The 24,048-nt window shown below is 63.6% G+C and carries 21 protein-coding genes and 1 pseudogene; 14 read left to right on the top strand and 8 right to left on the bottom strand.

Features of this window, described 5'->3' with window-relative positions; genetic code table 11:
- Positions 1 to 489 precede the first annotated feature (489 nt).
- Together F4827_RS10905 and F4827_RS10900 are read right to left on the bottom strand one after the other, a co-directional pair.
- Complete coding sequence (locus F4827_RS10905) at positions 490 to 1,842, bottom strand: LLM class flavin-dependent oxidoreductase (protein ID WP_183723839.1); 1,353 nt, start codon at positions 1,840 to 1,842, stop codon at positions 490 to 492.
- Positions 1,843 to 1,870: 28 nt separating this feature from the next.
- Entirely contained in the window at positions 1,871 to 3,106 is a 1,236-nt protein-coding gene (locus F4827_RS10900) for an acyl-CoA dehydrogenase family protein (protein ID WP_183723840.1), read from the bottom strand.
- Between the two features lie 251 nt (positions 3,107 to 3,357).
- On the opposite strand from F4827_RS10900, the gene F4827_RS10895 reads away from it, so the two are divergent.
- The 8 genes and pseudogenes from F4827_RS10895 to F4827_RS34915 all read left to right on the top strand — a co-directional run.
- Positions 3,358 to 4,185, top strand: a complete 828-nt coding sequence (locus F4827_RS10895; RefSeq protein WP_183723841.1) for a MetQ/NlpA family ABC transporter substrate-binding protein — start codon at positions 3,358 to 3,360, stop codon at positions 4,183 to 4,185.
- 197 nt (positions 4,186 to 4,382) lie between these two features.
- Positions 4,383 to 4,946 (top strand): alkyl hydroperoxide reductase subunit C, encoded by a 564-nt coding sequence (gene ahpC / locus F4827_RS10890; RefSeq protein ID WP_183723842.1) that lies wholly within the window; start codon positions 4,383 to 4,385, stop codon positions 4,944 to 4,946.
- 142 nt (positions 4,947 to 5,088) lie between these two features.
- Positions 5,089 to 5,859 (top strand): SDR family NAD(P)-dependent oxidoreductase, encoded by a 771-nt coding sequence (locus F4827_RS10885; RefSeq protein WP_221303650.1) that lies wholly within the window; start codon positions 5,089 to 5,091, stop codon positions 5,857 to 5,859.
- A gap of 172 nt (positions 5,860 to 6,031) precedes the next feature.
- A complete protein-coding gene (locus tag F4827_RS10880) occupies positions 6,032 to 7,030 on the top strand; it encodes an aliphatic sulfonate ABC transporter substrate-binding protein (protein ID WP_183723843.1) in 999 nt (332 codons plus the stop codon).
- Positions 7,031 to 7,189: 159 nt separating this feature from the next.
- Positions 7,190 to 7,657 (top strand): RidA family protein, encoded by a 468-nt coding sequence (locus F4827_RS10875; RefSeq protein ID WP_183723844.1) that lies wholly within the window; start codon positions 7,190 to 7,192, stop codon positions 7,655 to 7,657.
- Between the two features lie 14 nt (positions 7,658 to 7,671).
- Positions 7,672 to 7,833, top strand: a complete 162-nt coding sequence (locus tag F4827_RS10870; protein WP_183723845.1) for a hypothetical protein — start codon at positions 7,672 to 7,674, stop codon at positions 7,831 to 7,833.
- Between the two features lie 96 nt (positions 7,834 to 7,929).
- Positions 7,930 to 8,148 carry a hypothetical protein gene (locus F4827_RS10865; protein ID WP_183723846.1) on the top strand — a complete coding sequence of 73 codons (219 nt, stop codon included), beginning with the start codon at positions 7,930 to 7,932 and terminating at the stop codon, positions 8,146 to 8,148.
- A gap of 45 nt (positions 8,149 to 8,193) precedes the next feature.
- Positions 8,194 to 8,568 (top strand): annotated as a pseudogene (locus F4827_RS34915) (HAD family hydrolase); the annotation flags it as partial.
- A 264-nt stretch (positions 8,569 to 8,832) separates the two neighbouring features.
- On the opposite strand, the gene F4827_RS10855 reads toward F4827_RS34915, so the two are convergent.
- The 4 genes from F4827_RS10855 to F4827_RS10840 all read right to left on the bottom strand — a co-directional run bounded on the left by F4827_RS10855 (position 8,833) and on the right by F4827_RS10840 (position 14,684).
- Positions 8,833 to 9,510: an MgtC/SapB family protein gene (locus F4827_RS10855; protein WP_183723847.1), complete on the bottom strand. Its 678-nt coding sequence runs from the start codon at positions 9,508 to 9,510 to the stop codon at positions 8,833 to 8,835.
- A 331-nt stretch (positions 9,511 to 9,841) separates the two neighbouring features.
- Entirely contained in the window at positions 9,842 to 12,136 is a 2,295-nt protein-coding gene (locus tag F4827_RS10850) for a TonB-dependent receptor (RefSeq protein ID WP_183723848.1), read from the bottom strand.
- Between the two features lie 252 nt (positions 12,137 to 12,388).
- Positions 12,389 to 13,483: an ABC transporter substrate-binding protein gene (locus tag F4827_RS10845; RefSeq protein ID WP_183723849.1), complete on the bottom strand. Its 1,095-nt coding sequence runs from the start codon at positions 13,481 to 13,483 to the stop codon at positions 12,389 to 12,391.
- A gap of 28 nt (positions 13,484 to 13,511) precedes the next feature.
- Positions 13,512 to 14,684, bottom strand: coding sequence for an LLM class flavin-dependent oxidoreductase (locus F4827_RS10840; RefSeq protein WP_183723850.1), 1,173 nt, complete (start codon positions 14,682 to 14,684; stop codon positions 13,512 to 13,514).
- A gap of 443 nt (positions 14,685 to 15,127) precedes the next feature.
- Between F4827_RS10840 and F4827_RS10835 the strand changes: the two genes are divergently transcribed.
- From F4827_RS10835 to F4827_RS10820, 4 genes are read left to right on the top strand one after another with little or no spacing between them, the layout of a single operon-like run.
- Positions 15,128 to 16,204: an ABC transporter substrate-binding protein gene (locus F4827_RS10835; RefSeq protein WP_183723851.1), complete on the top strand. Its 1,077-nt coding sequence runs from the start codon at positions 15,128 to 15,130 to the stop codon at positions 16,202 to 16,204.
- Between the two features lie 40 nt (positions 16,205 to 16,244).
- Positions 16,245 to 17,360, top strand: coding sequence for a PhnD/SsuA/transferrin family substrate-binding protein (locus F4827_RS10830; protein WP_183723852.1), 1,116 nt, complete (start codon positions 16,245 to 16,247; stop codon positions 17,358 to 17,360).
- Between the two features lie 13 nt (positions 17,361 to 17,373).
- Positions 17,374 to 18,195, top strand: coding sequence for an ABC transporter permease (locus F4827_RS10825; RefSeq protein ID WP_221303648.1), 822 nt, complete (start codon positions 17,374 to 17,376; stop codon positions 18,193 to 18,195).
- A gap of 37 nt (positions 18,196 to 18,232) precedes the next feature.
- A complete protein-coding gene (locus tag F4827_RS10820; RefSeq protein ID WP_183723853.1) occupies positions 18,233 to 19,015 on the top strand; it encodes an ABC transporter permease in 783 nt (260 codons plus the stop codon).
- Here the strand turns inward: F4827_RS10820 and F4827_RS10815 are convergent.
- Positions 19,006 to 20,187 carry a sigma-54-dependent Fis family transcriptional regulator gene (locus F4827_RS10815; RefSeq protein WP_183723854.1) on the bottom strand — a complete coding sequence of 394 codons (1,182 nt, stop codon included), beginning with the start codon at positions 20,185 to 20,187 and terminating at the stop codon, positions 19,006 to 19,008. The genes F4827_RS10820 and F4827_RS10815 overlap by 10 nt on opposite strands.
- Positions 20,188 to 20,295: 108 nt before the next feature.
- Positions 20,296 to 20,976, bottom strand: coding sequence for a class II aldolase/adducin family protein (locus tag F4827_RS10810; RefSeq protein WP_183723855.1), 681 nt, complete (start codon positions 20,974 to 20,976; stop codon positions 20,296 to 20,298).
- 464 nt (positions 20,977 to 21,440) lie between these two features.
- Here F4827_RS10810 and F4827_RS10805 point away from each other — a divergent pair, with 464 nt between their 5' ends.
- Entirely contained in the window at positions 21,441 to 22,715 is a 1,275-nt protein-coding gene (locus F4827_RS10805) for an alpha/beta hydrolase (protein WP_183723856.1), read from the top strand.
- A gap of 281 nt (positions 22,716 to 22,996) precedes the next feature.
- Entirely contained in the window at positions 22,997 to 24,040 is a 1,044-nt protein-coding gene (locus F4827_RS10800; RefSeq protein ID WP_183723857.1) for a sugar ABC transporter substrate-binding protein, read from the top strand.
- Positions 24,041 to 24,048: the final 8 nt, after the last annotated feature.

Below are 24,048 nucleotides of genomic sequence, written 5' to 3'. Positions count from 1 at the left end.
GCTGGCAACGAAGCAAATCGGATACGTTTATCCAATCGAGTCATAAAGCCGCTGCTAACGCATACGGCGGCCTGCAAGCGCATGCATGGGCGTTCCCTGCCGCACCGGGCGCGCGTAATCGCACTCGCATATAACCGTAGTCCAAAACGCTATTAGGCGGCGCGCACGGCCCTCCTATACTGCCCGCTTGGCCGGATACGTCCCCAACCGGGCGGCGCGGCCTCTGCCCACACAACTCATGCGCTTTTTTTCCGATCGCGAGCCCCCGTCCCCGCTTGACGGCTTCCTGCCCGACCCTCGACCCGGCAAGCTGTAGAGCGCGTTACAGTGGCCGCCAGCGCTTCGCGCAAACGGTGTTCGACGACGCGGTGCTGAATCCCGCTTTCGTGCGGGTCGTTGCGGTGGCCATTGCCTGCACGCAGAAGAACGAAGCGAACGAAGCGCACCGGCTGCGGTTTCACGAACTGGCGCTTGCGGTCCACGTTGACGCTAGCCCGCAGCAGGCTCCAGAACGCGTACGCCCGGCCGGTCGAGACCCAGATGAGAGCGCAAGGTGTTGCCCTCGTATTCGGTTCGAAACAGGCCGCGCCGCTGCAGGATCGGCACGACTGCGCTCACAAACGCCTCCAGGCCGTCCGGCAGCGCGTCGGGCATGAGATTGAAGCCATCGGCGGCCTCGCCCTTGAACCAGTGCTCGATATCGTCGGCAATCTGCTCAGGTGTACCGACGATCACACGATGACCGCCGCCGCCCGCGAGCGTGCGGATCAGCTCGCGCACCGTGTGGCCGCCGCGACGCGCCTCGGCCAGCGTCGCGTGAAAGAAGGTGTGGTTGCCGTTGCCGCCATTGGGCAGCGCGAGATTGTCGGGCAGGCGCGCGTCCAGATCGAGTTGATCGGGTGAAAGGCCCAGGATGCCGGCCAGCCGCGTGAGGCTGTAACGCCAGGGAATCTGCTCGATCAGTTCGTCGCGTCGCCGCAGCGCCTCGGCCTCGGTCGCGCCGATGATGGTCGTCAGGCCCGCCAGCACCTGCACGCCCTGCGCGCGCCCATAAGCGGCGGCCCGCGCATTGAGATCGCGCCGGTATGCCGCCGACTCCTCGAACGACTGCGAGGCGGAAAACACCGCCTCCGCATGGCGCGCCGCAAGATCGCGCCCATCGCCCGATCCGCCCGCCTGCACCAGCACCGGATGCCCTTGCGGCGGACGCGGCAGGTTCAGCGGCCCCTGCACCTTGAAGAAGCGTCCCTGGTGCGCCACGGGCCGCACTTTCGTCGTGTCGATAAAGCGGCCGCTTGCCTTGTCGCCAATGAAGGCGTCGTCGTCCCAGCTATCCCACAGCGCCTTCACCAGCTCCGTGAACTCCGCCGCGCGTGCGTAGCGCTGCGCATGATCGGGCACCGTGTCGTAACCGAAATTGCGCGCCGACGGCAGATCGGCGGTCGTCACCACGTTCCAGCCTGCGCGTCCGCGACTCACGTGATCGAGCGTGGCGAAGCGGCGCGCGATGTTGTAGGGCTCGTTATAGCTTGTCGACGCGGTGCCGATCACGCCGATATGGGTGGTGGCCGCCGCGATGCTGGCCAGCAGCACCGTGGGTTCGAGCGCCGTGATCGGGCGGAAGTCGATCTGGTCGATGATGGCCGCGTTATCGGCGAGAAACACCGCGTCGAACTTCGCGCTTTCGGCGAGTTGCGCGACCCGCACGTAATGCGCGACGTCGATGAATGCACGCGGATCGGCGCCGTCGAGACGCCATGCCGACGGCACGAAGCCCGAGTGCAGGATATTGACGTTCAGATGCAGGCGGCGCGGTGCGCTGCTGGCTGGGGTTCGGCTCATCGCGTGGACACTCCCTCAGTCATGGCTTCTAGAACACGCGGCCTTCGGTGAGGTGCGTGGTCACGTCATTCAGGACGTAATCGCCCACCACGCGCGCCTTATGCAGCAGCGGGTTGTGACTGAAGATCGTGCGCAGATTGCGCCAGTGCCGGTCGAAATTGTGCGCGCGCGAGGTGGCCGAAGCGCCGCCCGCTTCGAACAGGCGCTCGCCGGCTTCCAGCGCCAGCTTGCTCACCACGATCTGCGTGCGCGCTGTGGCCAGCGCCCCTTCGAGCACGAGCGCATCCGCATCGGGTGCACCCGCCCGGATCGCCTGGGCCGACCGATCCAGCGTGCGGGCGTTCTCGCGCACCAGCGCGTCGATCGCGTGACTATGCGCGGACAGCGCGCCCACCACCTGCTGGATAAAGGCATCCTCGCGCGCGCTGGGCGCGGGGCTGTGCAGCACGGGGCGACCGTGCTCCAGCACATAGCGCTTCGCATCGGCGACCACGTTGCGCACGATGCCCGCGGCCACCGCCACCAGATGCAACTGACGCAGCGCGCCAGTGTGACGCCCGGTGAGCGTGTGCAATGTGCGCGCCGTGATTTCGTCGGCGTGCACCAACAGGTTCTCGAACACCAGACTGCCGCTCGCCGTCATGCGCTGTCCCATGCCGTCCCAGTCGTCGAGCACCGTCAAGCCCTCGCGACCGGTGGGGACGATCACGACCACGGCCTCGCCCTCGTCGTTCAAGACGTTCAGGCGCGCGTAGTCGGAAAAAGCCGTACCGGTCGAATAATATTTGCGGCCGTCGAGCCGGTAATGCTCGCCGTCGCGCCTCAGCGTGGTGGTGTACTCGCCGGGGCGCGCGGTTCCCAGTTCGGTCGACGCGCCGCCAAAAATGGCCCCGTCGATCACGCGCCGGATCTGCAAGTCGTTGAAGCGCGTGCGCGCCGAAAGCAGCAGCGCTTCGGTCTGGTCGTAGTGAATGCGCAAGGCATGCGCGAGGTTGCTGTCGGCGGCGGCCAGGGTCGAGATCACCTCGAACTCATCCAGCAGCGAACCGCCCAGACCGCCCCATTCCACCGGCAATCTCAGGCGCCCCAGCCCCGAGCGCCGGAACGCCTCGAAGCCTTCGAAGGGCAATTCGCGACGACTTTCGCGCGCCGCCGCTTCCTTGCCGATTCGCTGCGCGAGCGCGGGCAGATCGGCCAGTGCATTCTGCAAGCTGAGATCGGCGGCGAGATTGCGAACCGGTCGTTCATTGGGAAGCGCGGACATGCAGTTTTCCTTTTTCACGGTGTTTCATTCGGGAAAAAGTATAAGGAGCGGCTTGTGCGCGACTAACCACGGAATTCGACTTTTGTTATTCGCGCGTCTGCGTTGGCAGGCGCGAAGCAGCCAGCACCTTTGCATGAAACCATTGCAGTTTTCGTTGTTTGACCACCTTGCCGGCGCTTGCCAATAATCGATCGATGCATGCCGATCACGCGAAAATCCTACCCCATCAATCTGCATCACGAATCAATATCATGCGCCATCGCCTGGTTCTATCCGCCCTCTTTTCTGCGATTGCACTGTTCGCGGCGCAATCGCAGACTTCCCGCGCCGCCGACAACGCAGCCCACGTGCTGCGGGTCGGCTTTGTTCCGGGCCCCTATGCCGATGAATTCCGCGAAGGCGTGGAGCCGCAACTCAAACGCAAGGGATACACGGTCCAGTATGTCAACTTCAGTACCGGACTCGAAGCGAATCAGGCCGTCTGGCATGGCGAGATCGCCGCCGACGTGATGCAGCACAGCGTCTATCTGAAGGCCTACAACGCGCGCAACGGCACCGATCTGATCGGGGTCGTGCAGGTGCCCACGCCGCCGATGGGGCTTTATTCGACCCGACATCATTCACTGGCCGAGGTCAAACCCGGCGCGACGGTGGCCGTGCCGAACGACCCCGTCAACCTCGAACGCGCGCTCAAGATCCTTCAGGAAGTGGGCTGGATCCGCATTCGCGAGAATCCCAATCCCGTCGATGTGTCCGAGCATGACGTGATTGCCAATCCCGCTGGCATTCGCATTGTGCCGCTCGATACCGCACAGGCGCCTCGCGCGCTCGAGGACGTGGATTTTGCCGCCATCCAGGGCAACTTCGCCATTTCGAGCGGTCACCGCCTGACTGAAGCCCTGGCGCTCGAACACATGCAGTCGCCTTATGTGAATCAGGTGGTTGTCAAAGCAGCGAACCGCAATGCGCAGGAGACCGCCGATATCGTTGCGGCCTATCGCGCCGATGAATTCCGCAGCGCGATTTTGCGCAACACCACCTACAAGGGCTATCGGCTGCCGGATTATTTCCCGCGCTGATCCGGCTCGAAAGCCAGCATGAATCGTGCGATTCCACGTTGGGCGGCTTTTCTGCGTGCGCGGATTCCATTCAAGAAAAGATCGCTTCCGGCGGCCATCCTGCTCGACTAGTCTCTGGGTTGGCTACCGCCCGATCAGACATCGGGCAAAGACTCATCCGGCCGCTATCCGCCGCCGGATCACTTCAAGGAAATCCTATGTCGCTCATCAACACGCAGGTCAAGCCTTTCAAATCCACGGCCTACCACGGCGGCAAGTTCGTTCCCGTCAGCGAGGAAAACTTCAAGGGCAAATGGTCGGTGGTGGTTTTCTATCCCGCCGATTTCACTTTCGTCTGCCCCACCGAGCTGGGCGATCTCGCCGATCACTATGCGGAGTTCCAGAAACTCGGCGTCGAAATCTACGGTGTCTCCACCGATACGCATTTCACGCACAAAGCCTGGCACGATACCTCGGACACCATTGCCAAGGTGCAATACCCGCTGGTTGGCGACCCGACCGCGACGCTTGCGCGCAATTTCGAGGTGTTGATCGAGGAAGAAGGGCTGGCGCTGCGCGGCACCTTTGTGATCGACCCGGAAGGCAAGATCAAGCTCTACGAAGTGCATGACAACGGCATTGGCCGTGATGCGAAGGAACTGCTGCGCAAGGTGCAGGCCGCGCAATACGTCGCCTCGCACCCGGGCGAAGTCTGCCCGGCGAAGTGGACGCCCGGCGCGCAAACCCTGACGCCGTCGCTGGATCTGGTCGGCAAGATCTAAAGGCGCACGGCCTCGCGAGGGAGCGTCTATCCCATCGGCCGCATGCGATGCGACGCGATGGGAAGGGTTGGGTTGCGCGCGAATACCCCTATGACGTTTCGTTGTTTTGGAAAAACGCGCGCGAAAACTGGCGTGAATCATCATGAGCGAACTTTCCCCTTCTTCCGTACCGCTCGCGTGGATTGTCGGCGTTGGCGCGAGTGCCGGACTGGGTGCGGCGCTGGCCCGGCGCTTCGCGCGCGAAGCGTTCACGGTCGTGCTGACCGGTCGCACGGCTGAGCGCGTCGAAGCCATCGCCGCCGACATCCGCGCACAAGGCGGCCGCGCCATCGCGGCGCCCGGCGACGTCACGGATGAACAAGGCATCGCGAAGATCGCCGCGCAAGTGCGTGAACACGGCACGCTGCGCAGCGCAATTTTCAATGCGGGCAATGCCGTGCGCGCCCCTGCGCTCGAACTCGAAACCGCACAGTTCGAAGCGGCGTGGCGCACCAATGTACTCGGCGGTTTCATTTTCGCGCGAGCGGCCTTGCCGCTGCTGCTCGCCGCTGAAGACGCGAGTAGCGCGCCTTCAGGAGCGGGTAGCCTCATTTTCACGGGTGCGACAGCCTCGCTGCGCGGGCGTCCGCCCTTTGCCGCATTCGCCGCCGCCAAGGCCGGCTTGCGCTCGCTCTCGCAGAGTCTTGCGCGCGAATTCGCGCCGCGCGGCATTCATGTCGCGCACGTCGTGATCGACGGAGGCATCGACGGCGAACGGCTGCGCAACGCAGCCCCGCAACGGGTCGACGATGCGGGCCCGGATGGACTGCTGCAGATCGACGCCATCGCCGCGAACTACTGGCATTTGCATAGCCAGGGCCGTAGCGCGTGGACTCAGGAACTGGATCTGCGCCCATGGCGCGAGCCGTTTTGACGGGAGACATCATGGGGACGCGGCGACAGGCCACGACGCAACATCGAACCGACCGGTGCCGCCCCCAATGCGTCCCCGCAAGAATCCTTAGCACGATCTCTTCGTTGTCCCTGGCGCCATGGGCGGCTAGCCTTTGCGTTTTTATCATTGCAGCCATTGCTGCGACATTCCCATGTTCTCACCTGCGCGCCGTAAACTGCTCATTCACGCATCGGTGCTCGGCGCTGCGGCCGCCACGCGGCTGGCCTTCGCGGCCCAATCCGACGCCCAGCCGACGACGCTTCGCATCGGCTACCAGAAGTCGTCAACGCTGATAACCGTCTTGAAGGCGCAAGGCAAGCTCGAAGCCGCGATCGCACCGCTCGGCATAAAGGTGAGTTGGAGCGAGTTTGCAAGCGGTCTTCCGCTCACCGAGGCACTCAATGCCGAGGCGGTGGACTTCAGTGCAGATGTTGCCGACACCGTCCCGATCTTCGCGCAGGCTGCGCACGCGCGCTTCGTCTATGTGGCGCAGGAAGCCCCCTCGCCTGGCGCGCAGACCATTATCGTCAAACGCGATGGCGCACTGCATACGCTCGGCGATCTGCGCGGCAAGGACATTGCCGTGACCAAGGCCGCTGGCAGCCACTATCTGCTGCTCGCGGCGCTTGCGCGCGCCGGCATCCCCGCAGATGGCGTGCGTATTCACTACCTCACACCCGCCGATGGGCGCGCGGCGTTCGAACATGGCAGCGTGGACGCATGGGTGACCTGGGACCCTTATGTCGCGTCGGTGGATCAGCAGCCTGACGTGCGCATTCTCGCCAACGGCGAAGGTCTTGCTGCCTACCAGCGCTATTACCTCGCCTCGACCCGGTTCGCCGAAGCGCAACCGGGGGTCATCGCGGTTATCTACGATCAACTGCGCAAGGCTGGCGAGTGGGTGCGCAATGCGCCTCATGATGCGGCACGTTTGCTTGCGCCAATCTGGGGACTCGACGCAGCCACGATCGAGCGAGCCAACGCGCGCCGCAGCTACCAGGTGCGCGAAGTGACGCCGTCGAACTTCGGCGAGCAGCAGACCATCGCCGATGCGTTCCTCAACGCGCATCTACTGCCTTCGGCCGTCGATACGGCACGCGCGGATCGCTGGGATTTCGCGCAGAAGCGCGCGGTGCCGATTGGGACTTGAGCGATATTCTCACCCTCGTGCAAGCGGCTCCGGCAGCGCGCTGACTCACGATTGCACGCTCTCCTGCCGTTGAGCGCCTCGAACAGAGTTTCGCGCAGCGTCTCGTCATCGTTGTACGAGGTGTGGAAACGGCCTCGAACTGAAAAGAACACTCAACCCATGAATGCCGACGACAAACTCGCCGCCTTGACTGAGGGATATTCAGGCGCCACCGCTCCCGCCGCCAACTATCGCAACGCGACTCGATGGGGCAACCTGCTGTTCCTGTCCGGGAAATCTTCGCGCAGGTCCGTGGAGGGCAGGTTAGGCGTCGAAATCGATCTGGACGAAGGCAGGCAAATCGCCCGGGACGTCGCGCTGGAATTGCTGCTCGTCCTGCGCGAGGAATTGGGCTCGCTCAGTCGCGTGGGCCAGTTCATCGAGTTGCAGGGCTTCATCAACGCATCGGAAGACTTCAGGGAACATGCCAGAGTGCTCGACGGCGCGTCCGACCTTCTGGTGGAAGTGCTGGGATCCGTTGGCGTCCACGCCCGCTCCGTGCTCGGCGCGGTTTCGTTGCGCGGCGCTCAACCGGTCATCTTGCGCGCCGTCGTGGGGATCGGTGATCAAGAGGCATTGCGCGATTAAGGCGGCGGTTTCGCGTGCGGGCCGGCGAGACGGCGCAGCGTCTTGCATGGTTAGGCGAAGCGCCGGACGATCTGTGCGAGGCCGGGCATATCGGCGAGCGGGTGATGATCGAACCCGAGGCATTAGCAATCGAGGTGACGGGCGCGCCAGCTTGCGAGAACATTGTTTCCACTTGATGAAGCAAAATTCGCCACGTACGCTAGAGGCATTCGGGCAATCAACACTGCAACGGCGCAACGGACCGCAAGCATCGGCTCGCGGGGTAATGACACATGAAACTCTCCCATAAACTTCATTCGCGCACGGCAGCGCCATCCTGGCTTCTTGCCTTCGGCCTGCTGCTCTCTGCTGGCGGCATCGCCTTGTGGTGCCAGGCATCGACCGTCACTTCGATGGAAACGACAATTCAGTCATTGGCCGTATCCGCCGTGCTGCTCGGCGTGATATCGACCGTCTATGCGGCACACGAGCTTTCGCAGAAGCCTCGCTAAGCCCGGCCTGCTTTTTAAAAAAAACGCTACACCACAGAGATCGTCATGCAGCCGCTGTCTTGCGCGCCGTTTCACGAGTTTTCCGCTGTCCGTTTCGTATTGACCGACATGGACGAAACGCTGACGTACCAGGGACGTCTGGCGGCCGCAACATACGACGCCCTCGAACGGCTGCAATCGGCCGGCATACGCGTCATTCCTGTCACGGCGGCGCCCGCCGGCTGGTGCGATCAGATGGCCCGCATGTGGCCCGTGGATGGTGTCATCGCCGAAAATGGCGGTATCTTCATGCGTCGTGACGGCACGCATCATGGCATTGAGAGAACGTGGTGGACCGCGCCCGACGCGGTGAGCGCAATGCGGGCGCAGCTCAGTGCAATCGCGAAAGCCGTTCAGGCGGCGGTTCCCGAAGCGCAGAACACATCGTCGACGATGGTGCGCGCTGCGCCGTACCCACCGATCAGCGCGTCGGCTTCCGTGGCGAACGGCGTGCCTCTTTCCGCGCCAAAGCGCAACGGCGCACATGCCGCGACCGCACTGGTCGCCTGAAAGATCCGCACGACCGCGACATAGCCGGGCCGTCCGCGAGCGGTGTGCTTCGATGCGATGGTAAAGGCATGCTCCACCGATATCTCAAGCCTGAAGCCCTCGTAATCGTAAATGCACGTCATGGCTGCCCCTGCCTTACCTGTCGTGCCGGCATTCACGCACGCCCGCCATGCCGCCCAGGCGCGAACAGATCGCCGTATATTCGGCGGCCGCCACACGCGACAGCGCAATCTGCACATCGTCGAGATCGGCATCGTCCTCGGATTGCTGGACGATGAACTGTTTCACCCGCACGCTGCCGCTACCCAGCGCCCGATGCACAGAATCCAGCGACACGCTCCCGCGCTCAGCCAGCAACTGTATGCTGCGCTGTTGACGCACGGAAATAAAGCGGCGCTCCAGCGGTTTCACGCCGGCCAGAATGAGCAGGATAATCGCCGTGGCGCCGATGGCCGCGGTGTACATGCCTCCGCCCACGGCAAGCCCGATCCCCGCCACCGACCACAGGCTGGCTGCAGTCGTCAAACCGCGCACCACCTCGCCGCGCAGCAGGATCGAACCCGCGCCCAGAAAGCCGATCCCCGACACGACCTGGGCGGCGACCCGGGACGGATCGAGGACCACGTTCTTCTGGCCGAGCACGTCCGCGAAGCCAAACGCCGAAACGAGCATCATCAGCGCGGCCCCTACGCACACCAGCATGTGCGTTCGCAGGCCGGCCGCCCAGCTAAGCCGCTCGCGCTCGAAGCCAATTACGCTGCCAAGCAGCGCTGCAATCAGCAGCCGCGACAGCAATTCGATATTCCCAATCATGTCTGCGCCCCAGAAACAGCGCGTCCACCAACCGGACGCGACGCGCATTGTGACACTTTCATGACATTTTCGCACGACCGCCAGAGTCAACGCGCGGCGGCAGCAGGATCGATATCGAGCGACGGAGCGTCATCCATCACCTGACCAGGCGTGTGCTTGCTGGCACGCCAACGCTACGCATGAACGTTTTCTCGTCGTGCGCCGCGAGCTTGCGGTCGAGCCAGACGCTCAGATCGCGCGCTGTCGGGCTCGAACGCGTCGCACTAATCGATGATGGCTTCCTCCCTCTTGCGAAGGCATCTCCCGATGCCTTCCCGCCCAGCCGCCTCGATCAGATTTTCGCGGTAAACGTCACCCCCACGACGCGCGGATCGCCATACAGGATCGGATACGCGCCATAAGACGGCAACAGGCCGAGTTTCTTGTAGACCTTGTTGGTGAGATTCGTCACGTAACCGGTCAGCATGTATTTGCGGTCGGGTGAAGTCCACGAAATATGCGCGTTCAGCAGCGTATAGCCGCCTTGCCACAACTCCGGATAAGTCTGCCGCGTCGCACTGTAGAACTGCAGGCTCTGGTAATTCACGTCGCCGCCCAGCGCAAAGGTGCCGATATCGAACGGCAAGCGATATTCGCCACCTGCATTGAAGGTCGTATGCGGCGAGCGCGCGAACGAATTGCCCACCGCCGTTGGCACATAGTCGAACTTCGTATACCGGGTGTTAAGCAGTCCGAGATTGGCGAACAGATAGAGGCTGTTGATCGGCTGCGCTTTGAGCTCCAGTTCGAAACCATCCGCGCGGCCTTGACCGGCATTCGACAAGGTCGAAACCGGCGAACCGCCCAGCGGATTGGGCGCCAGCGCGAACACCTGAATGTCGCGATAGTCGTAGTGAAACACACTCACGTTCGCGATCAGCCGCTTGTCGAACCATTCGCTCTTGATACCCGCTTCATAGTCGGTCAGATATTCAGGCTGCACCGTGGAAACCGTGCTTTGCGTGTACGCATTGCCGTTGTAGCCCCCTGAGCGGAAACCTCGCGCATAGCGGAAATAGGCGCGCACATTGCTGGAAATCGCGTATTCCGGCGTGAGATCCCATGTGGGCGCGCGCCAGGTGTTGGTCTGATTCTGACGCGCGCTCACCGCCAGCGGTGACGTGACCGAAGAGGACGACCACCAGCTTGCCGTATCGCTCCACGTAACCGGGCCGTCGTTCTCCAGACCGGTGAGATTGATATTCTTGCGCTCGACCGTGTAACGCAGCCCGGCCGTCACGTTAAAGCGGCTCGTGAATCGATATTTCACGCTGCCGAATACCGCCGCGCTTTGGGTGTGCTGGGTGATGTCGGACAGATGATAATAAGTCGACGAAGGTGCACCAGGCGCATCGGGCAAACCTGCGCCTGCGCTTTGCTCGCTCAGTTCTTCGGTGAAGAAGTGCGCGCCCGCGATCCAGCTCAGGCGATCGGTTTGCGGCGACTCAAGACGGAATTCCTGCGAGAACTGATGCGACGCCAGCGTATCGTGCGAGCGTGCCGCATCATAAGGCGAGTAGTCCTCGTCGTCCTGATACCAGCGATTGAGCCCTTCGAGCGCTGTAATCGAAGTGAGCGTCAAGGCCGGATTGATATGCCAGTGGGCAGTCAATGACCCGCCGTAAGTCGCGATGTGATCGCTCGACGGCGCATTGAGCGACACCGTGTAGGGATCACTCGAACCGACGAAACCAAACGCATTCGCGCCGCCTTTTCCCGTGCCTTGCGCGTGCCACGGATCGCCACCGCCGGTGTAGTTGCGCGCGTGCACATTGAGCAGGAAATCCGCGTTCGATGTCGGCACGGCGAGCAACTGGAAGCGCACCGCATTGTCGTGAAAGCCGCCGAAGCGCTCGCCCGAAAACGCATTGGTGAAATAGCTGTCGCCGTTCTCGTGATAGACGGACACGCGCGCGGCAAGCACGTCGTTATTGCCGATCGGTCCGCCCACAGCGGCTTCGACCAGTTTGGTGTCGTACTGGCTGAACCCCACCTTGCCGTAACCGCTGTAGTCGAAAGTCGGCTTTTGCGAAGTGATGCTCACCGCGCCGCCAATCGTGTTCTTGCCCCAGAGCGTGCCTTGCGGTCCGCGCAGCACCTCGATATGGTCGAGGTCGAACAGCGGGAAGCCCTGACCGAACACGCTATTGATATACACATCGTCGAAGTAGACGCCGATCGGGCTCAGCGAGAGATCGGAAGGATCATTGCTGCCCACGCCGCGCAGAAACCAGCGCGGCCGTTCGCGACCTTCCGTCGAAAGACCCGCGAAGTTCGGCACATATTTGGTGATGTCGTTAATCACGCGCAGTTCATTGCGCTTGATGGCGTCGCCACTGATGGCCGTCACGGCCACCGGTACGTCCTGAATGCTTTCCTTGCGCCGCCGCGCCGTGACGGTCACGGTATCGAGTTTCGCCTCGGCGGGCTTTGCCTTGTCCTTTCCCGTTGCATCCGCATTCCCCTGCGCGTTCGCGCCGGCAGGAGCGGTTTGCTGCGCGGCGCTATCCGCCCATGCGGGAGCAGCAGATAATGCGCCCCCCAGCAAACCGCCCAGTGCGACGACCAGTGTTTTTCTCTTGAACATTGATTTCGTAATCCTGATCTGTTTATCTTTCCATCGCGACCCCGCGTCGCGCATGCGATCAGATCAATGCAAAAGGAATGCCAACGTTGAAAGCGCCTTGTTTAAAGGGGTTCCAGCCTCGAGCCACGTTCGTGGCTGTTGATGCGCACGCAATCTGGTGCACGGCTGCTGCGTGCGCAACAACGGTCGAGCTGTTTCAACAAAAAAAACGCGCCGGGTCTGGCGCGTTTGCAGACGGCAAGACCGTCTCGATCAGGATGCCCAGCCGTAGCGGCCAGGGTCCACGCGTTCGAGCGGGCCGGCATCGATCCATGCGCGCGCATCGAAATCCCGTTCGAGAAAGCCCCATTCGAACAGAAAATCCTTGAACGCCACCAGCCCGTCGATGGAAGTCTGGGCGAGACCGGTCTCCAGATGCCGATTGACCTGATCGCCATACGCATGACGCACCCATTCATCGGAGGCGCGTGTTTCCCGGCCAATATAAGCGACGGTCTGCGCGGCGTTGCGTGTCGCCCATTCGCCTGCGCTCACCACTACACCAAGAAAACGCTCGACCAAATCGGGCCGCGCATCGATCAAGGCTTGGTCCACGGTCAGCGTGCGCGGCGTACCGTTGCCGATACGCACGAGCGGATCGGGATGCGAGCCGAGGTCAATGACCACTTCGGCGTCGATCAGATGCACGGTCGCGAGACCCGCCACGCCCTTCACGAACACCGCGTCCACCTCGCCGCGCAGCAATGCCGCCACTTCGAGCGCATATTCGTGCGGGCCAAGCTCGGCGAGCGTACGCGCCTGAGGATCGCGTCGGCGGCGGGCGGCTTCCTGCTCTTGCGGCTCGGGCAGGTCGACCCACTGCGCGTCGGCATAGCCTAGCCCCTCCAGTTCCAGCGCACTCAAGAAACCCTTGAGCGCTGCTGCGCGCCAGAAGTCGATGCTGATGCCATGACGCGGCAAACCCAGCCGACGCCCGCGCAGTTCGCGCGGCTGCGTGATGCCGCTGCCCCGCAGCGTGACGATGGCCTGGAACTCATTGGTCCACGACAAACCGATCACGCGCGTGCGCGCACCGCGCGAGCGCGCCCACAGCGCCGGTATGTTGCCGCCCTGCCGAAACGAATGCGGCAGGCTGTGGTCGAAGTGCGACTCACGTTTGTCCGCGGCGTCGATTTCCTGCAACGAACCGAGCGTGATGCCGTCCGCGCTGAATTCGTCGTCGAACCAGCCGCGATGCACGGCAATGCCCAGCGCGGTCGGCACCGGACAGCGCGTATACCAGAGCTTGTCGAGCGCAGGTTTCGGCACCTCTTCGCGCGCGCTCCTGTCGATTGGCGTAATCGTCATTCTGGATTCCTATTGATTATCAAGTTGTTCAAGCGCGCAGCGCACCACGCGTGCGAACTTCATCCTGCGCGCCGGCCACCAGCGGCAGCACTTCTTCGCCCACGCGATACGCCTCTTCCAGATGCGGGTTGCTGGCGAGGATAAAGGTCGAAACGCCGATATCGACATACTCGGCGAGCCGTTGCGCCACCTGCTCGTGGCTGCCGACGATCACGCAACCGGGACCGCCGCGAATCTGCGACATGCCGGCCCACAGATTCGGGCCGACGATCAGATCGTCGAAATGCTGCGTCTTGCCCTGATGCAGCGCGAACTGGCGCTGGCCGCCCACTGATTCCGAATCGCCGAAGCCGCTGGTCCTGCGCGAATGGCCCTGCCGCGTGGTGTCGTTGACGGTCGCGAACATCTGGCGCAGTTCGGCCCAGGCCTGCTCCTCGGTCTCGCGCGCTAGCACGTCGATACGCATGCCGAAGCGCAGATCACGCTCGGCGTTCTGCGCGTCGAGCACGCGGCGCGCCTTGTCGATCACTTCCTTCTGCTTCGCAAGCGGCTCGCCCCAGCTCAGATGCACATCGCCGTGACGCGCCGCCACGCCCAGCGCCGCGTCGCTCGCGCCAGCCAGATAAATGCGCGGCACCGCCTGGCTGGCAAGCGGCGGCAACAGGCCGCCGTCTTCGATCTGATAGAAACGCCCGTCGAAGTTAAAGCCGCTGCCTGCCGAATAGCCCTTCACCACCTGCAGGAACTCGTCGGTGCGTGCATAGCGGCTGTCGTGATCGATGAAATCGCCGTAGGCGCGCTGGTCTGCCCCGCCGCCGCCCGTGATGACGTTCCACTCCACGCGGCCCCGACTGATGCGCTGCAGACTCGCGGCCATTTGCGCGGCGTAAGCGGGATGCACGAAGCAGGGTTGCAGCGCGATCAGCAAACGCAGGTTGCGCGTCTCGCGCGCGAGCGCGGCGGCCACTACCCAGGGCTCCTCGGTAAAGCGGAAGATCGGAATCAGCGCGCCATGAAAGCCAACGATGTCGGCGGCGCGCGCGACCTGCGAGAGGTAATCGATATAGCCGAAGTCGTCCGAGTCGATCTTCGGCGCGACGCGTGCGCCCTGCTGACGATTCCATTCTCCGCGCGTGTGAAGATCGTGTGCGCGGCGCCCGTCGCCATGCATCGGCAAGCGCCACAGAAATTCCACAGCCATTGTTCGGTTCTCCTTGTGAACGAAGCTCGCGAGGCGGCACGCGGCCAGCGCGTAACGAAGACTCGCAATCGTTCCTCTAAAGCACGGGTTATGCCAATCGCGCCTGCATCATGCAGCGCGCGGGCGCATCGGGCGGTAGGGATGGCGTTGCGCACCATCGGGCAGTGTGCGGCAGCGCCGCCAGATGTGGCGCGGCGAGCAGCACCCATTGTTGCCTGCGCAACAGCGCCTCTGCGTGCTGCTGCGAGCGCAGCACTGGCTGGCTCGCAGCGCACCACTCCTCATGGCCTGACCGCACCGCCTAACAGGCGCACTGCCGCATGGCGACGCACCACCACGCCTTCTCGCCCTGCTGGTCTGGAACTTGCATTAATCCCGCTGAGCCCGCGCGACTGGAAAGCATCGCGCGGGCTTCTCAAGCGACCTCGAAATGGAAATCACACATGACAAGCAAGTCCGATTCGTCATCGGCACTCTCCCAGCCGCTCTGGTATGCCCGCTCGCCGGTCCCGACGCCGCTAGGCATCGCTGTGCATCTCGGCTGGCTCAACGGCGAACTGTCGGCTGACGGCGTCGCCATCCGGTCGCTACGCGACTCGGCCCAGCACGATCACTCATCGATCAGCGACCATACGCTGGCGCAGTCGTTTCGCCAGGGCGGCAGCATTCCCGCGATCTGGGCGCGCTCGAACGGCGCGAGGACGCGCGTGATCGGCCTGTCCTGGGTCGATGAAAGCCAGTTGATTCTGACCCTGCCCGCAACGGGTATTCGCAGCGTTGCAGCGCTGCGCGGCCGGCGCATCGCGATTCCGCGCCGCCGCAGCGACCGTATCGACATCTTCAGAGCCTCCGCACTGCGTGGCTTCGTCAACGCGCTGAGTCTGCAAGGCCTGACGACGCGCGACGTCGAACTGGTCGAGATCGCGGCGCGCACGCTGCAGTCGGTCGAAACCCACAACGAAGCCACCCGCGCCGCCTCACCGGAAGGCTTCAACAGCCGCTCGCTCTACGCCGCCGAAGCGGCCGCGCTGCTGCGCGGCGAAGTCGATGCGATCTACGTGAAGGGCTCGACGGGTCTGGAAATCGCGCAATTGATCGGCGCGCAGGTGGTGATCGACATCGGCTTTCACCCTGAGCCGCGCATCCGCAACAACAACGGCACGCCGCGCCCGCTGACGGTCAACGCCGACGTGCTGGCCCAGCATCCCGATATCGTCGAGGGCTTTCTCAAGCTGGTCGTCGATGCGGGCGAATGGGCGCGCGCCCATCCGGACGAGACAGCCGACTACGTGGCGCAGGAAACGGCTTCATCGGTGGAATGGGTGCACGCGGCCTATGGCCCGAACGTGCATCACCATCTGGGCATCAATCTGGAGCCGGAATCCATCGCGGCGCTGGCCGAATTCAAGGACTTTCTCCACGAGTGGGACTGTCTGGAAGCCGATTTCGACGTGAACGACTGGATCGATCCACGCCCGCTGAATGCCGTACTCCAACCGGCGCTGCGCAAGCACGCCTGAGCGTACGCCACCTCGAATCGTCACCTTTCGCGCCTCCATCATGAATCACACCTTGGCTCTATCGCTGCACGCCGCCAGACGGCGCCTGAAAATCGTCTTTGCCGCAGCACTTGGGCTTTCGCTCTGCGCCACCGCGCCGGTGAGCGCGATGGCGCAGGACGCGACGCAAGTCGTGCGCATCGCCGTGGTTGCCTGGTCTAGCGGCGGCAAAACGCAGTACGCCGGCGCCTCCGCCCTGATCGACGCGGACAAATCGCTCGAAAACGCGCTTGCGGCTCGCCATATCAAGCTTCAATGGGTGCCGGTTTCCACCGCGGCCGTCGGCACGCTGGTCAACGAAGGCTTTGCGAGCGGCACCATCGACTTCGCCGGCTACGGCGACCTGCCCTCCGTGGTGGCGAATGCGGCCGGCACGCGCACGAAACTGATCGTGCCGGGTGGCGTGGGCAGCAATACCTATCTCGTGGTGCCCGAGAATTCCAGCGCGAAATCGATCCTCGACCTCAAAGGCAAACGTATCGCGCTCAATCGCGGGCGTCCCTGGGAGGTGTCGTTCAACAAGTTACTGGCCGCAAACGGCCTGAAGCTTGCGGATTTCCGCATCTTCAATCTCGATCCGCAGGCGGGCGCGGCGGCCGTCGCGGCAGGCCGCGTGGATGGTTTCTTTACGCTCGCCGACGCGTGGTCGCTTGCCGACAAGCACGTCGGCAAGATCATCTGGTCGACAAAGAACGCGCCGGACGACTGGAAAATGCGCGCCGAGCTGTGGGGCGACGCGCGCTTCGTCGCGCAGCATCCGGACATCACGCAGATCGTCGCGGATGCCTACGTGCGCGCCGCCTGGTGGATCTCGCAGCCGCAGAACCGCGATGCGTTCGTGAAGATCCTGAGCGCCTCAGGCCAGCCCGAGAGCGTGATCCGGCGCGAGTACGACGGCGAGCAGACCACCTGGAAACAGCAATGGGCGCCCCTCTTCACGCCCGCACTGAACGCGCACTACCGCGACGTTGCCGCCTACAGCGCCCAGACGCGATTGGCGTCGACGCCCGTGGATGTGAACAGCCTGCTCGCGCCGCAATTCGTTGCCAGCGCACTCAAATCGCTCAAGCTGGAAAACTATTGGAGCGGCGACACGACAAACGTCGCGAAACAGTGAGGAAGCACGCCCCATGACGCGCCCGTTCGCTCTTGCCTGGCCCACGCCCGAACGCTCCCCTCGCCCCTTCCGTGCGCTGATGCTGCTGGCGCGTCTGGCCGGATTCGCGCAGTGGTGGGCTGCGCCACTCGCCATCGGCGTGCTGTGGTGGGTTGCGAGCGCGCATGGGTGGATCAGCGCCCAATTGCTGGTCTCGCCGCAGCGGGTCTATGACACCACGCTCGACCTCTGGCGTGACGGCGAATTGCAGCAGAACCTCGGCATCACGCTGCATCGGCTTGCGGTGGGATTCGGCTGGGGCGCGACGAGCGGCGCGTTGTGCGGATTGCTGCTCGCGCGCAGCCGCACGTTCGCCGACTACGTGCAGCCGCTCTTTAACCTGTTGCGGCAGGTCCCCACCCTCACGCTGATTCCCGTCCTGATCCTGCTGATTGGCATCGACGAAGCGTTGAAGGTGGTGATCGTCGCCAAGGCGGTGTTCTTTCCCATCGCGCTGGGCACGCAGAGCGGCGTGCGCGATGCGCCGCGCGATCTCATCGAAATGGCGCGTCACTACGGTCTGGGACGCGTGGCGCTGCTACGCGAAGTGCTCGTGCCCGCCGCGCTCGCGGCGATGCTCACCGCCGTGCGGATCGCGCTTGCGCGCGCGTGGCTGGCGCTGGTGGCCGTCGAACTGCTCGCGGCCGATAGCGGCATCGGCGAAATGATGGAGATGGCGCGGCAGATGCTGCGCATCGACGTGGTGCTCGTCGATGTGTTCGTGATCGGACTGATCGGCTTCGCGCTCGACCAGGCGCTTTCACTTGCGCAACGCTGGTTGATGCGCTGGCAATGATGTCGATTCTCTCTACCCTGCAAAAGGCGCTTGCCTCATGACTCATTCTGTTTCCGCCAGCCCGACGCTACGCCGGCGAGCGCGTGGCCTCGTCCTGCCGCTCGCGCTGCTGCTCGCCTGGCAGGCCACGGCCTTGCACGACGCGTCGAATCAATATGCTTTCGTACCGCTCGGCCAGATTGCCAGCGCCTGTGTCGAACTCGCGCGTAGCGGCGAGCTGTTCATCGATCTGGGCGCAAGTCTGCGGCGCACCTGTATCGGTCTTGTCTGCGGCTCGCTGGGTGGCGTCGCGCTGGGCATGGGCATGGCGCTCTCGCCGCCGTTGCAAAGGCTCTTTCAACCGCTGTTTCAGGGCCTGCGCTACGTGCCGCTGCTGGGGCTGATTCCGCTCCTGAGTCTTTGGGTGGGCAGCGGCGATTTCGCCAAGACTTTCGTGATTGCACTCGCCGCGCTCTATCCCATGACGACCGCCAGCTTCGACGCACTGCGCCGCATCGACCGCCGCTTCTTCGAACTGGCGCAGTCCTATGAGCTGACGCGCGCGGCATGGCTGCGCGATCTGCTCGCGCCCGCCATGCTGCCCGATCTGTTCGCCGGACTGCTCCAGGCCGTGCCGATTGCCTGGATCACCGCGACGACGAGCGAATTGTTGTTCAATGCGGGCGCCGGTGTCGGCAATCTGATGCAGAACGCCCAGGCGGGCGCGCGCGTGGATGTGTTGCTGGTCTGCGTGCTCGGTGTGACGGTACTGGCGGTGGCGATGAGCGCGCTGTGCGAGCGCATCGCAAAGCGCGTGTTGCGCTGGCGCGATCAGGCCTGACGACGTGCGGCGGGTTCGGCGTTGGCGGGTTCGGCGTTATCGCCCGCTGCATCGTTCGCTTCGGTATCGGCCTCGCTGGTATCGCGCAATTTGAGCAGGCCCAGTTGCGCGAGCCGCGCTCGCACGATATTGCGCGACAGGTCGAGCAGCCGTGAAGTCCGCAATTGATTGTTGTCGCTGTATTCAAACACGGTGCGATAAACGGTTTCTTCGATGTGCTGCCACAAATGCGGTGCGCCGAAATCCAGCAGATCCACGATAGAAGCACGCAAAGCCGCGCTCGCTTCTCCGATGTCGCGCGGGCGGCGCGCGCTCAAGCCCGCATGGCCGGCAACAGCCTGGGGAAGGTCTTCGGGCGGATGCGCAAGCGCGAGCGACGAAAACTGCAGATCCGCCACATCGATCGCGCCCCCCGTGCACACCAGCACGGCATGATGGATCACGTTTTCCAGTTCGCGGATATTGCCCGGCCACAAATGTGCGTGAAGACGCGCAAGCGCTGCGTCGGTCAGCACGGGCGGCGCGCCGCGCAGGCGTTTTGAATAGCGTTCGAGGAAATGATCAATGAGCGGCGCGATATCGCCGGGCCGCTCGCGCAGCGGCAACAGGCTCAACTTGACCACATTGAGCCGGTAATACAGGTCTTCGCGGAAATTGCCCGCGCGCACCGCCGCTTCGAGATTGACATTGGTGGCGGCCACGAGGCGCACGTCGATCTTGACGGGCTTGCGCGAACCCACCGGCACCACTTCGCGCTCCTGCAGCACGCGCAGCAGTTTGACCTGCGCCGCCAGTGGCAGATCGCCCACCTCGTCGAGAAAGAGCGTGCCGCGATTGGCGGATTCGAACCAGCCCGGCTGGCTCGCCACTGCGCCCGTAAATGCGCCGCGTTCGTGGCCGAACAACTCGCTTTCGATCAGCGTCTCCGAAAACGCGCCGCAATTGATGGCGACGAACGGACCATCGCGCCGCTCGCTCAACGAATGCACGAGCCGGGCAATCAGTTCCTTGCCCGTACCGCTCTCGCCGGTAACGAGCACGGTAGCGTCGCTCGGCGCGACGAGTTGCACGCGTTCAAGCAGGACGCGCGATTTCGGATCGTCGAAGGTGAGCGCCTTCGCGCGCACCGTGATCGCGTGCGAAGTGGGATCGGCGAAACTGAAGACTGCCATGGCGCGGCCAGCGGGATGAATGGATGGAATCCGACGATAGCAAGCACGCCGCGCAGCGAGAACCAATTCATCGAGCTAACGGTATAACGCGGGCAGGATATACGCGGCTCAGGCAAGTCCCGTCATCTTCCATTGCTGCTCGATCGTGCCGGGGCCGAATTCCTGCGAACCGCCCAACGGCTCGGCCAGGGCCTGGAAGCGCGCGCCCTCTTCGAGGATCAGGATGTATTTCGACACGTCGAGAATATCCTTGCCCCAGAAGGTCGCACCGCCGTTGGCTTCGAGAATGGCGGGGATATTCGCGTCGCGGCGGATCGTGTCGAGGATAAAGCGCGGCTCGCCCGGGCGACGGTCGATATAGATGGGGATTTCACGCGCGCGCGTGAAGCGCTGCGCGGGCGCGTAGCGGATCGGCAAGGGGCGATGGGCACTGGCCCATGCGCCCAGATACGGGCCGTGGACGTGAATCACCACATCCACTTCGGGCGCTTCGCGAAAGACCTCGGCATAACGCGGGCCTTGCCCCGCTGCGCGCGCCTGCCCGATCAGCACCGTGCCGTCGAAACCGACGACATCGGCCTGCACGGCTTGCGTGTGCGCCCAGGGCGAAGGCGCGCCGAGTGCGATCACCGCCTGTGCGCCGGGCACGCGCAGATAGGCCTGAAACGTGTTGGTGGCCGACAGTGTGCCGGTCTCGCGCAGCACCGTGGCCGCTTGTGTGAAATCGCGCGTGGCGCGCTCGACCTGTGCAACGAGTTCGAATGAAGCAATGGCGAATGTGGCAGACATGCGGTGTCCTTACGATGTGGATTGACGTCCGGGCGCTGTGCGAAGCCGGGTAGTGCTGCGCCGCTACGGACTTGTTTAGCACCAAGCATGCCAATGCCTGCCCGCAGCCGTGATTCATCGGCTAACGCAAGCAATCCGGGTCGTCCGGTGGATCTGCGGGATGCCGATTTCGCCAAACGAACGCGTATCGCGTGGGCCGCGATTGCTGCGTGCTCAACAATCTCGCCGAGGGTCTTGCTGCCAGCGCCGCAATGCGAGGCGGAAGATTCTCCATGCGCAACGTCCGTCGATCGCACACATCGGCGCGCCCCAGACAGCCGCCGCGCCGAACGTCGCGGGCATCACGCTGCTCACCATGCTGCGGATGGTTCGGAACTTGCAAGGGTCGCATCGCCTGCGCGAAATGCGCTCGCGCGATTGCCCGGTCTTGATCTTCGCTTCTTTCCGCACTCTTCGAATACCTTATGAAATCATCCTGTTTCACTCTGTCCTGCGTGCTCAGCGCCGCACGACTGGCTGCCGGCAGCGCGCTGCTGGGCGGCTTCCTGCTCGCCCATGCCGGCGTGCGAGCGCCTGCGCCCGATCCGTTGCAGGGCGATGGCCGCGTCTCCGCGTTCTATAGCTGGGACGCCGACATTCCCGCCACGCCCGGCGTACTGCTGCGCTCCGAACCGTTGCCGCAGACGCTCGGCCTGCCCTCCGCCGCACGGCAAACGCGCATTCTCTATAGCTCCACCGACGGCGTCGAAGGCAAATCGCCCATCGCCGTGTCCGGCGCGCTGTTCATCCCCTCGGGAGCCGCGCCTCAAGGCGGCTGGCCCGTGGTGGCGTGGGCGCACGGCACATTCGGCATGGCGGATATCTGCGCGCCCTCGTGGTACGGACGTTCGTGGCGCGACGTACGCTATCTGGACGCGTGGCTCAAGGCGGGCTTTGCGGTTGTCGCGACGGACTATCAGGGACTCGGCACACCCGGTCCGAATCCACAGCTCAACAACCGCTCGAACAGCTTCACGCTGCTCGACAGCGTGCGCGCCGTGCTGCATGGCGTGCCGGGACTGGCCAACGATGTGGTGCTGGTGGGGCAGTCGCAGGGTGGCTCGGCCGTGATCGCTGCAGCGGGATATGCGCCGGACTACGCCCCCGATCTGAATATCCGGGCGACGGTCGCGACCGGCACCATCTACAACGCGTCGCCCGCCACGCTTGCCTCGCTCGCGCCTTTCAAGACCCATCTGAAACGCGATTCTGATCGCGTCGATCCCACGCTGGCCTATGAGTTCTACTCGGTGCTTTCGGCGCAGCAGATCGACTCGACCTTAAAGGCCGGCGATGTTCTGACCGATAGCGCCGCGCCGTTGCTGGAACAGGCGCGCATCAGTTGCCTTGCGTCACTCGAAGACGACGCGCGCCTGGCGGGTCTCACGCGGGCCAACACGGTCAAGCCGGGCGCAGAAGCGCGACTGAAGACCTGGTGGGACAACTATCTCGCGTATCCGACGTTGCATCTGAAAGCGCCGGTGTTCATTGGCGCAGGCGCGGACGACGGCCTCGCACCCGCGGAATTGGCGCTCGCCAGGGACGCCTGCGCGGCGGGCACGACGGTCGAAGCGCATCTCTACGAAGGGCTGGAACACAACGGCACGCTCAACGCATCGCTGCGCGACTCGATTCCGTTCGTCAAACGTGTCTTCGCCGGGCAGCCTGTTTCCCCGGTCTGCGAGCCGATCGAACGGTAATGCCGCAAGACAGAACAAGATCGACGGCGCCGAAGTCGACTTCGATCCAGTCATCGTCATGCTCCTCGTCTGTCCTGATGATGTTGGCCGACTACGGCGCCGTTCCTCCGCCAGATTGCGTCAAAAGCTATTCACATCACGCGAGCTATTCTTAGCTCGATTTAATGTTTTGCAGGTGGGCCCATGCCGCTTAGATTCGCAGCACAGTGCGATCTCCGCCGTTTCGTCGATGACACGGAACCGGCAAGTGGAAATCGCCGTGACAACGAACCGACGACGACATGAGCCACGAGACACTCCGCCCCAAAGCCTCCCTCAAACGCGCCGCCACGGCGCTTGCGATCGCACTCACCACGCTTGGCGCTCTGGTCGGAGCCAGCCCGGCGGCTCACGCCCAGGGCGATGCGGACGTGCCTTCGCTCAAAGGCAAGCGCATCGGCATTACGGCGGTCGGCACCGATCACTACTGGGATCTGAAGGCCTACCAGGGCGCCATCGACGAGGTCAAGCGTCTGGGAGGCACACCTATCGCCCTTGATGCGGGGCGTAACGACAACCGCCAGATCGCGCAGATCCAGACGCTCATCGCACAGAAGCCCGACGCCATCGTCGAACAACTGGGCACCGCGACCGTGCTGGAGCCGTGGCTGCAGAAAATCCGCCAGGCCGGCATCCCCCTGTTCACGATCGACACGGCGTCGCCGTCGAGCCTGAACGACACCACCTCGGATAACTTTTTCATCGGCGAGCAACTGGCGCTCAAGCTCGTCAACGATATTCACGGCGAAGGCAATATTCTCGTTTTCAACGGTTTTTACGGCGTGCCGGTATGCGCAATCCGCTATGACCAGTTGAAGGCCGTGCTCAAGTATTACCCGAAGGTTCATATCATCGAGCCCGAATTGCGCGATGTGATTCCGAACACCGTGCAAAGCGCCTACGCGCAGGTGAGCCAGTTGTTGGCGAAATATCCCAAGGGGCAAATTGCGGCGATCTGGGCCGCGTGGGACGTGCCGCAAGTGGGCGCGACCCAGGCTGTCGATGCGGCGCATCGCAACGAGATTCGCACGTATGCCGTCGATGGCAGTCCGGACGTCGTGACGCTCGTGAAGGATCCCAAGTCGAGCGCCGCCGCTGTGGTTGCGCAGCAGCCCGCGCTGATCGGCAAAACGGCCGTCGACAACGTTGCGCGCTATCTCGCAGGCGAACGCAATCTGCCGCCCTACACCTACGTGCCGTCGATTCTCGTGACCAAGGACAATGCGGGCGACGTGCAGAAAGCGCTCGGCCAGGGGCTGCAGACCGGCCAGATCGCAGCGAAGTGAGCGTGCCG

Source organism: Paraburkholderia bannensis, from assembly GCF_014200455.1.
Classification (GTDB): Bacteria; Pseudomonadota; Gammaproteobacteria; order Burkholderiales; family Burkholderiaceae; genus Paraburkholderia; species Paraburkholderia bannensis_A.
The sequence above is the reverse complement of the archived record's forward strand: the minus strand, read 5'-3'. Positions and strand labels throughout refer to the sequence as shown.

What these genes read in the sequence shown, in the direction of transcription:
- F4827_RS10820 (WP_183723853.1), top strand. Translation starts at nt 18,233, where the DNA reads ATGACTCATTCTGTTTCCGCCAGCCCGACGCTACGCCGGCGAGCGCGT.
- F4827_RS10865 (WP_183723846.1), top strand. Translation starts at nt 7,930, where the DNA reads ATGAAACTCTCCCATAAACTTCATTCGCGCACGGCAGCGCCATCCTGG.
- F4827_RS10835 (WP_183723851.1), top strand. Translation starts at nt 15,128, where the DNA reads ATGACAAGCAAGTCCGATTCGTCATCGGCACTCTCCCAGCCGCTCTGG.
- F4827_RS10810 (WP_183723855.1), bottom strand. Translation starts at nt 20,976, where the DNA reads ATGTCTGCCACATTCGCCATTGCTTCATTCGAACTCGTTGCACAGGTC.
- F4827_RS10805 (WP_183723856.1), top strand. Translation starts at nt 21,441, where the DNA reads ATGAAATCATCCTGTTTCACTCTGTCCTGCGTGCTCAGCGCCGCACGA.
- F4827_RS10875 (WP_183723844.1), top strand. Translation starts at nt 7,190, where the DNA reads ATGAATGCCGACGACAAACTCGCCGCCTTGACTGAGGGATATTCAGGC.
- F4827_RS10895 (WP_183723841.1), top strand. Translation starts at nt 3,358, where the DNA reads ATGCGCCATCGCCTGGTTCTATCCGCCCTCTTTTCTGCGATTGCACTG.
- F4827_RS10845 (WP_183723849.1), bottom strand. Translation starts at nt 13,483, where the DNA reads ATGACGATTACGCCAATCGACAGGAGCGCGCGCGAAGAGGTGCCGAAA.
- F4827_RS10850 (WP_183723848.1), bottom strand. Translation starts at nt 12,136, where the DNA reads ATGTTCAAGAGAAAAACACTGGTCGTCGCACTGGGCGGTTTGCTGGGG.
- F4827_RS10885 (WP_221303650.1), top strand. Translation starts at nt 5,089, where the DNA reads ATGAGCGAACTTTCCCCTTCTTCCGTACCGCTCGCGTGGATTGTCGGC.
- F4827_RS10830 (WP_183723852.1), top strand. Translation starts at nt 16,245, where the DNA reads ATGAATCACACCTTGGCTCTATCGCTGCACGCCGCCAGACGGCGCCTG.
- F4827_RS10825 (WP_221303648.1), top strand. Translation starts at nt 17,374, where the DNA reads ATGACGCGCCCGTTCGCTCTTGCCTGGCCCACGCCCGAACGCTCCCCT.
- F4827_RS10815 (WP_183723854.1), bottom strand. Translation starts at nt 20,187, where the DNA reads ATGGCAGTCTTCAGTTTCGCCGATCCCACTTCGCACGCGATCACGGTG.
- F4827_RS10800 (WP_183723857.1), top strand. Translation starts at nt 22,997, where the DNA reads ATGAGCCACGAGACACTCCGCCCCAAAGCCTCCCTCAAACGCGCCGCC.
- F4827_RS10840 (WP_183723850.1), bottom strand. Translation starts at nt 14,684, where the DNA reads ATGGCTGTGGAATTTCTGTGGCGCTTGCCGATGCATGGCGACGGGCGC.
- ahpC (WP_183723842.1), top strand. Translation starts at nt 4,383, where the DNA reads ATGTCGCTCATCAACACGCAGGTCAAGCCTTTCAAATCCACGGCCTAC.
- F4827_RS10900 (WP_183723840.1), bottom strand. Translation starts at nt 3,106, where the DNA reads ATGTCCGCGCTTCCCAATGAACGACCGGTTCGCAATCTCGCCGCCGAT.
- F4827_RS10855 (WP_183723847.1), bottom strand. Translation starts at nt 9,510, where the DNA reads ATGATTGGGAATATCGAATTGCTGTCGCGGCTGCTGATTGCAGCGCTG.
- F4827_RS10880 (WP_183723843.1), top strand. Translation starts at nt 6,032, where the DNA reads ATGTTCTCACCTGCGCGCCGTAAACTGCTCATTCACGCATCGGTGCTC.
- F4827_RS10905 (WP_183723839.1), bottom strand. Translation starts at nt 1,842, where the DNA reads ATGAGCCGAACCCCAGCCAGCAGCGCACCGCGCCGCCTGCATCTGAAC.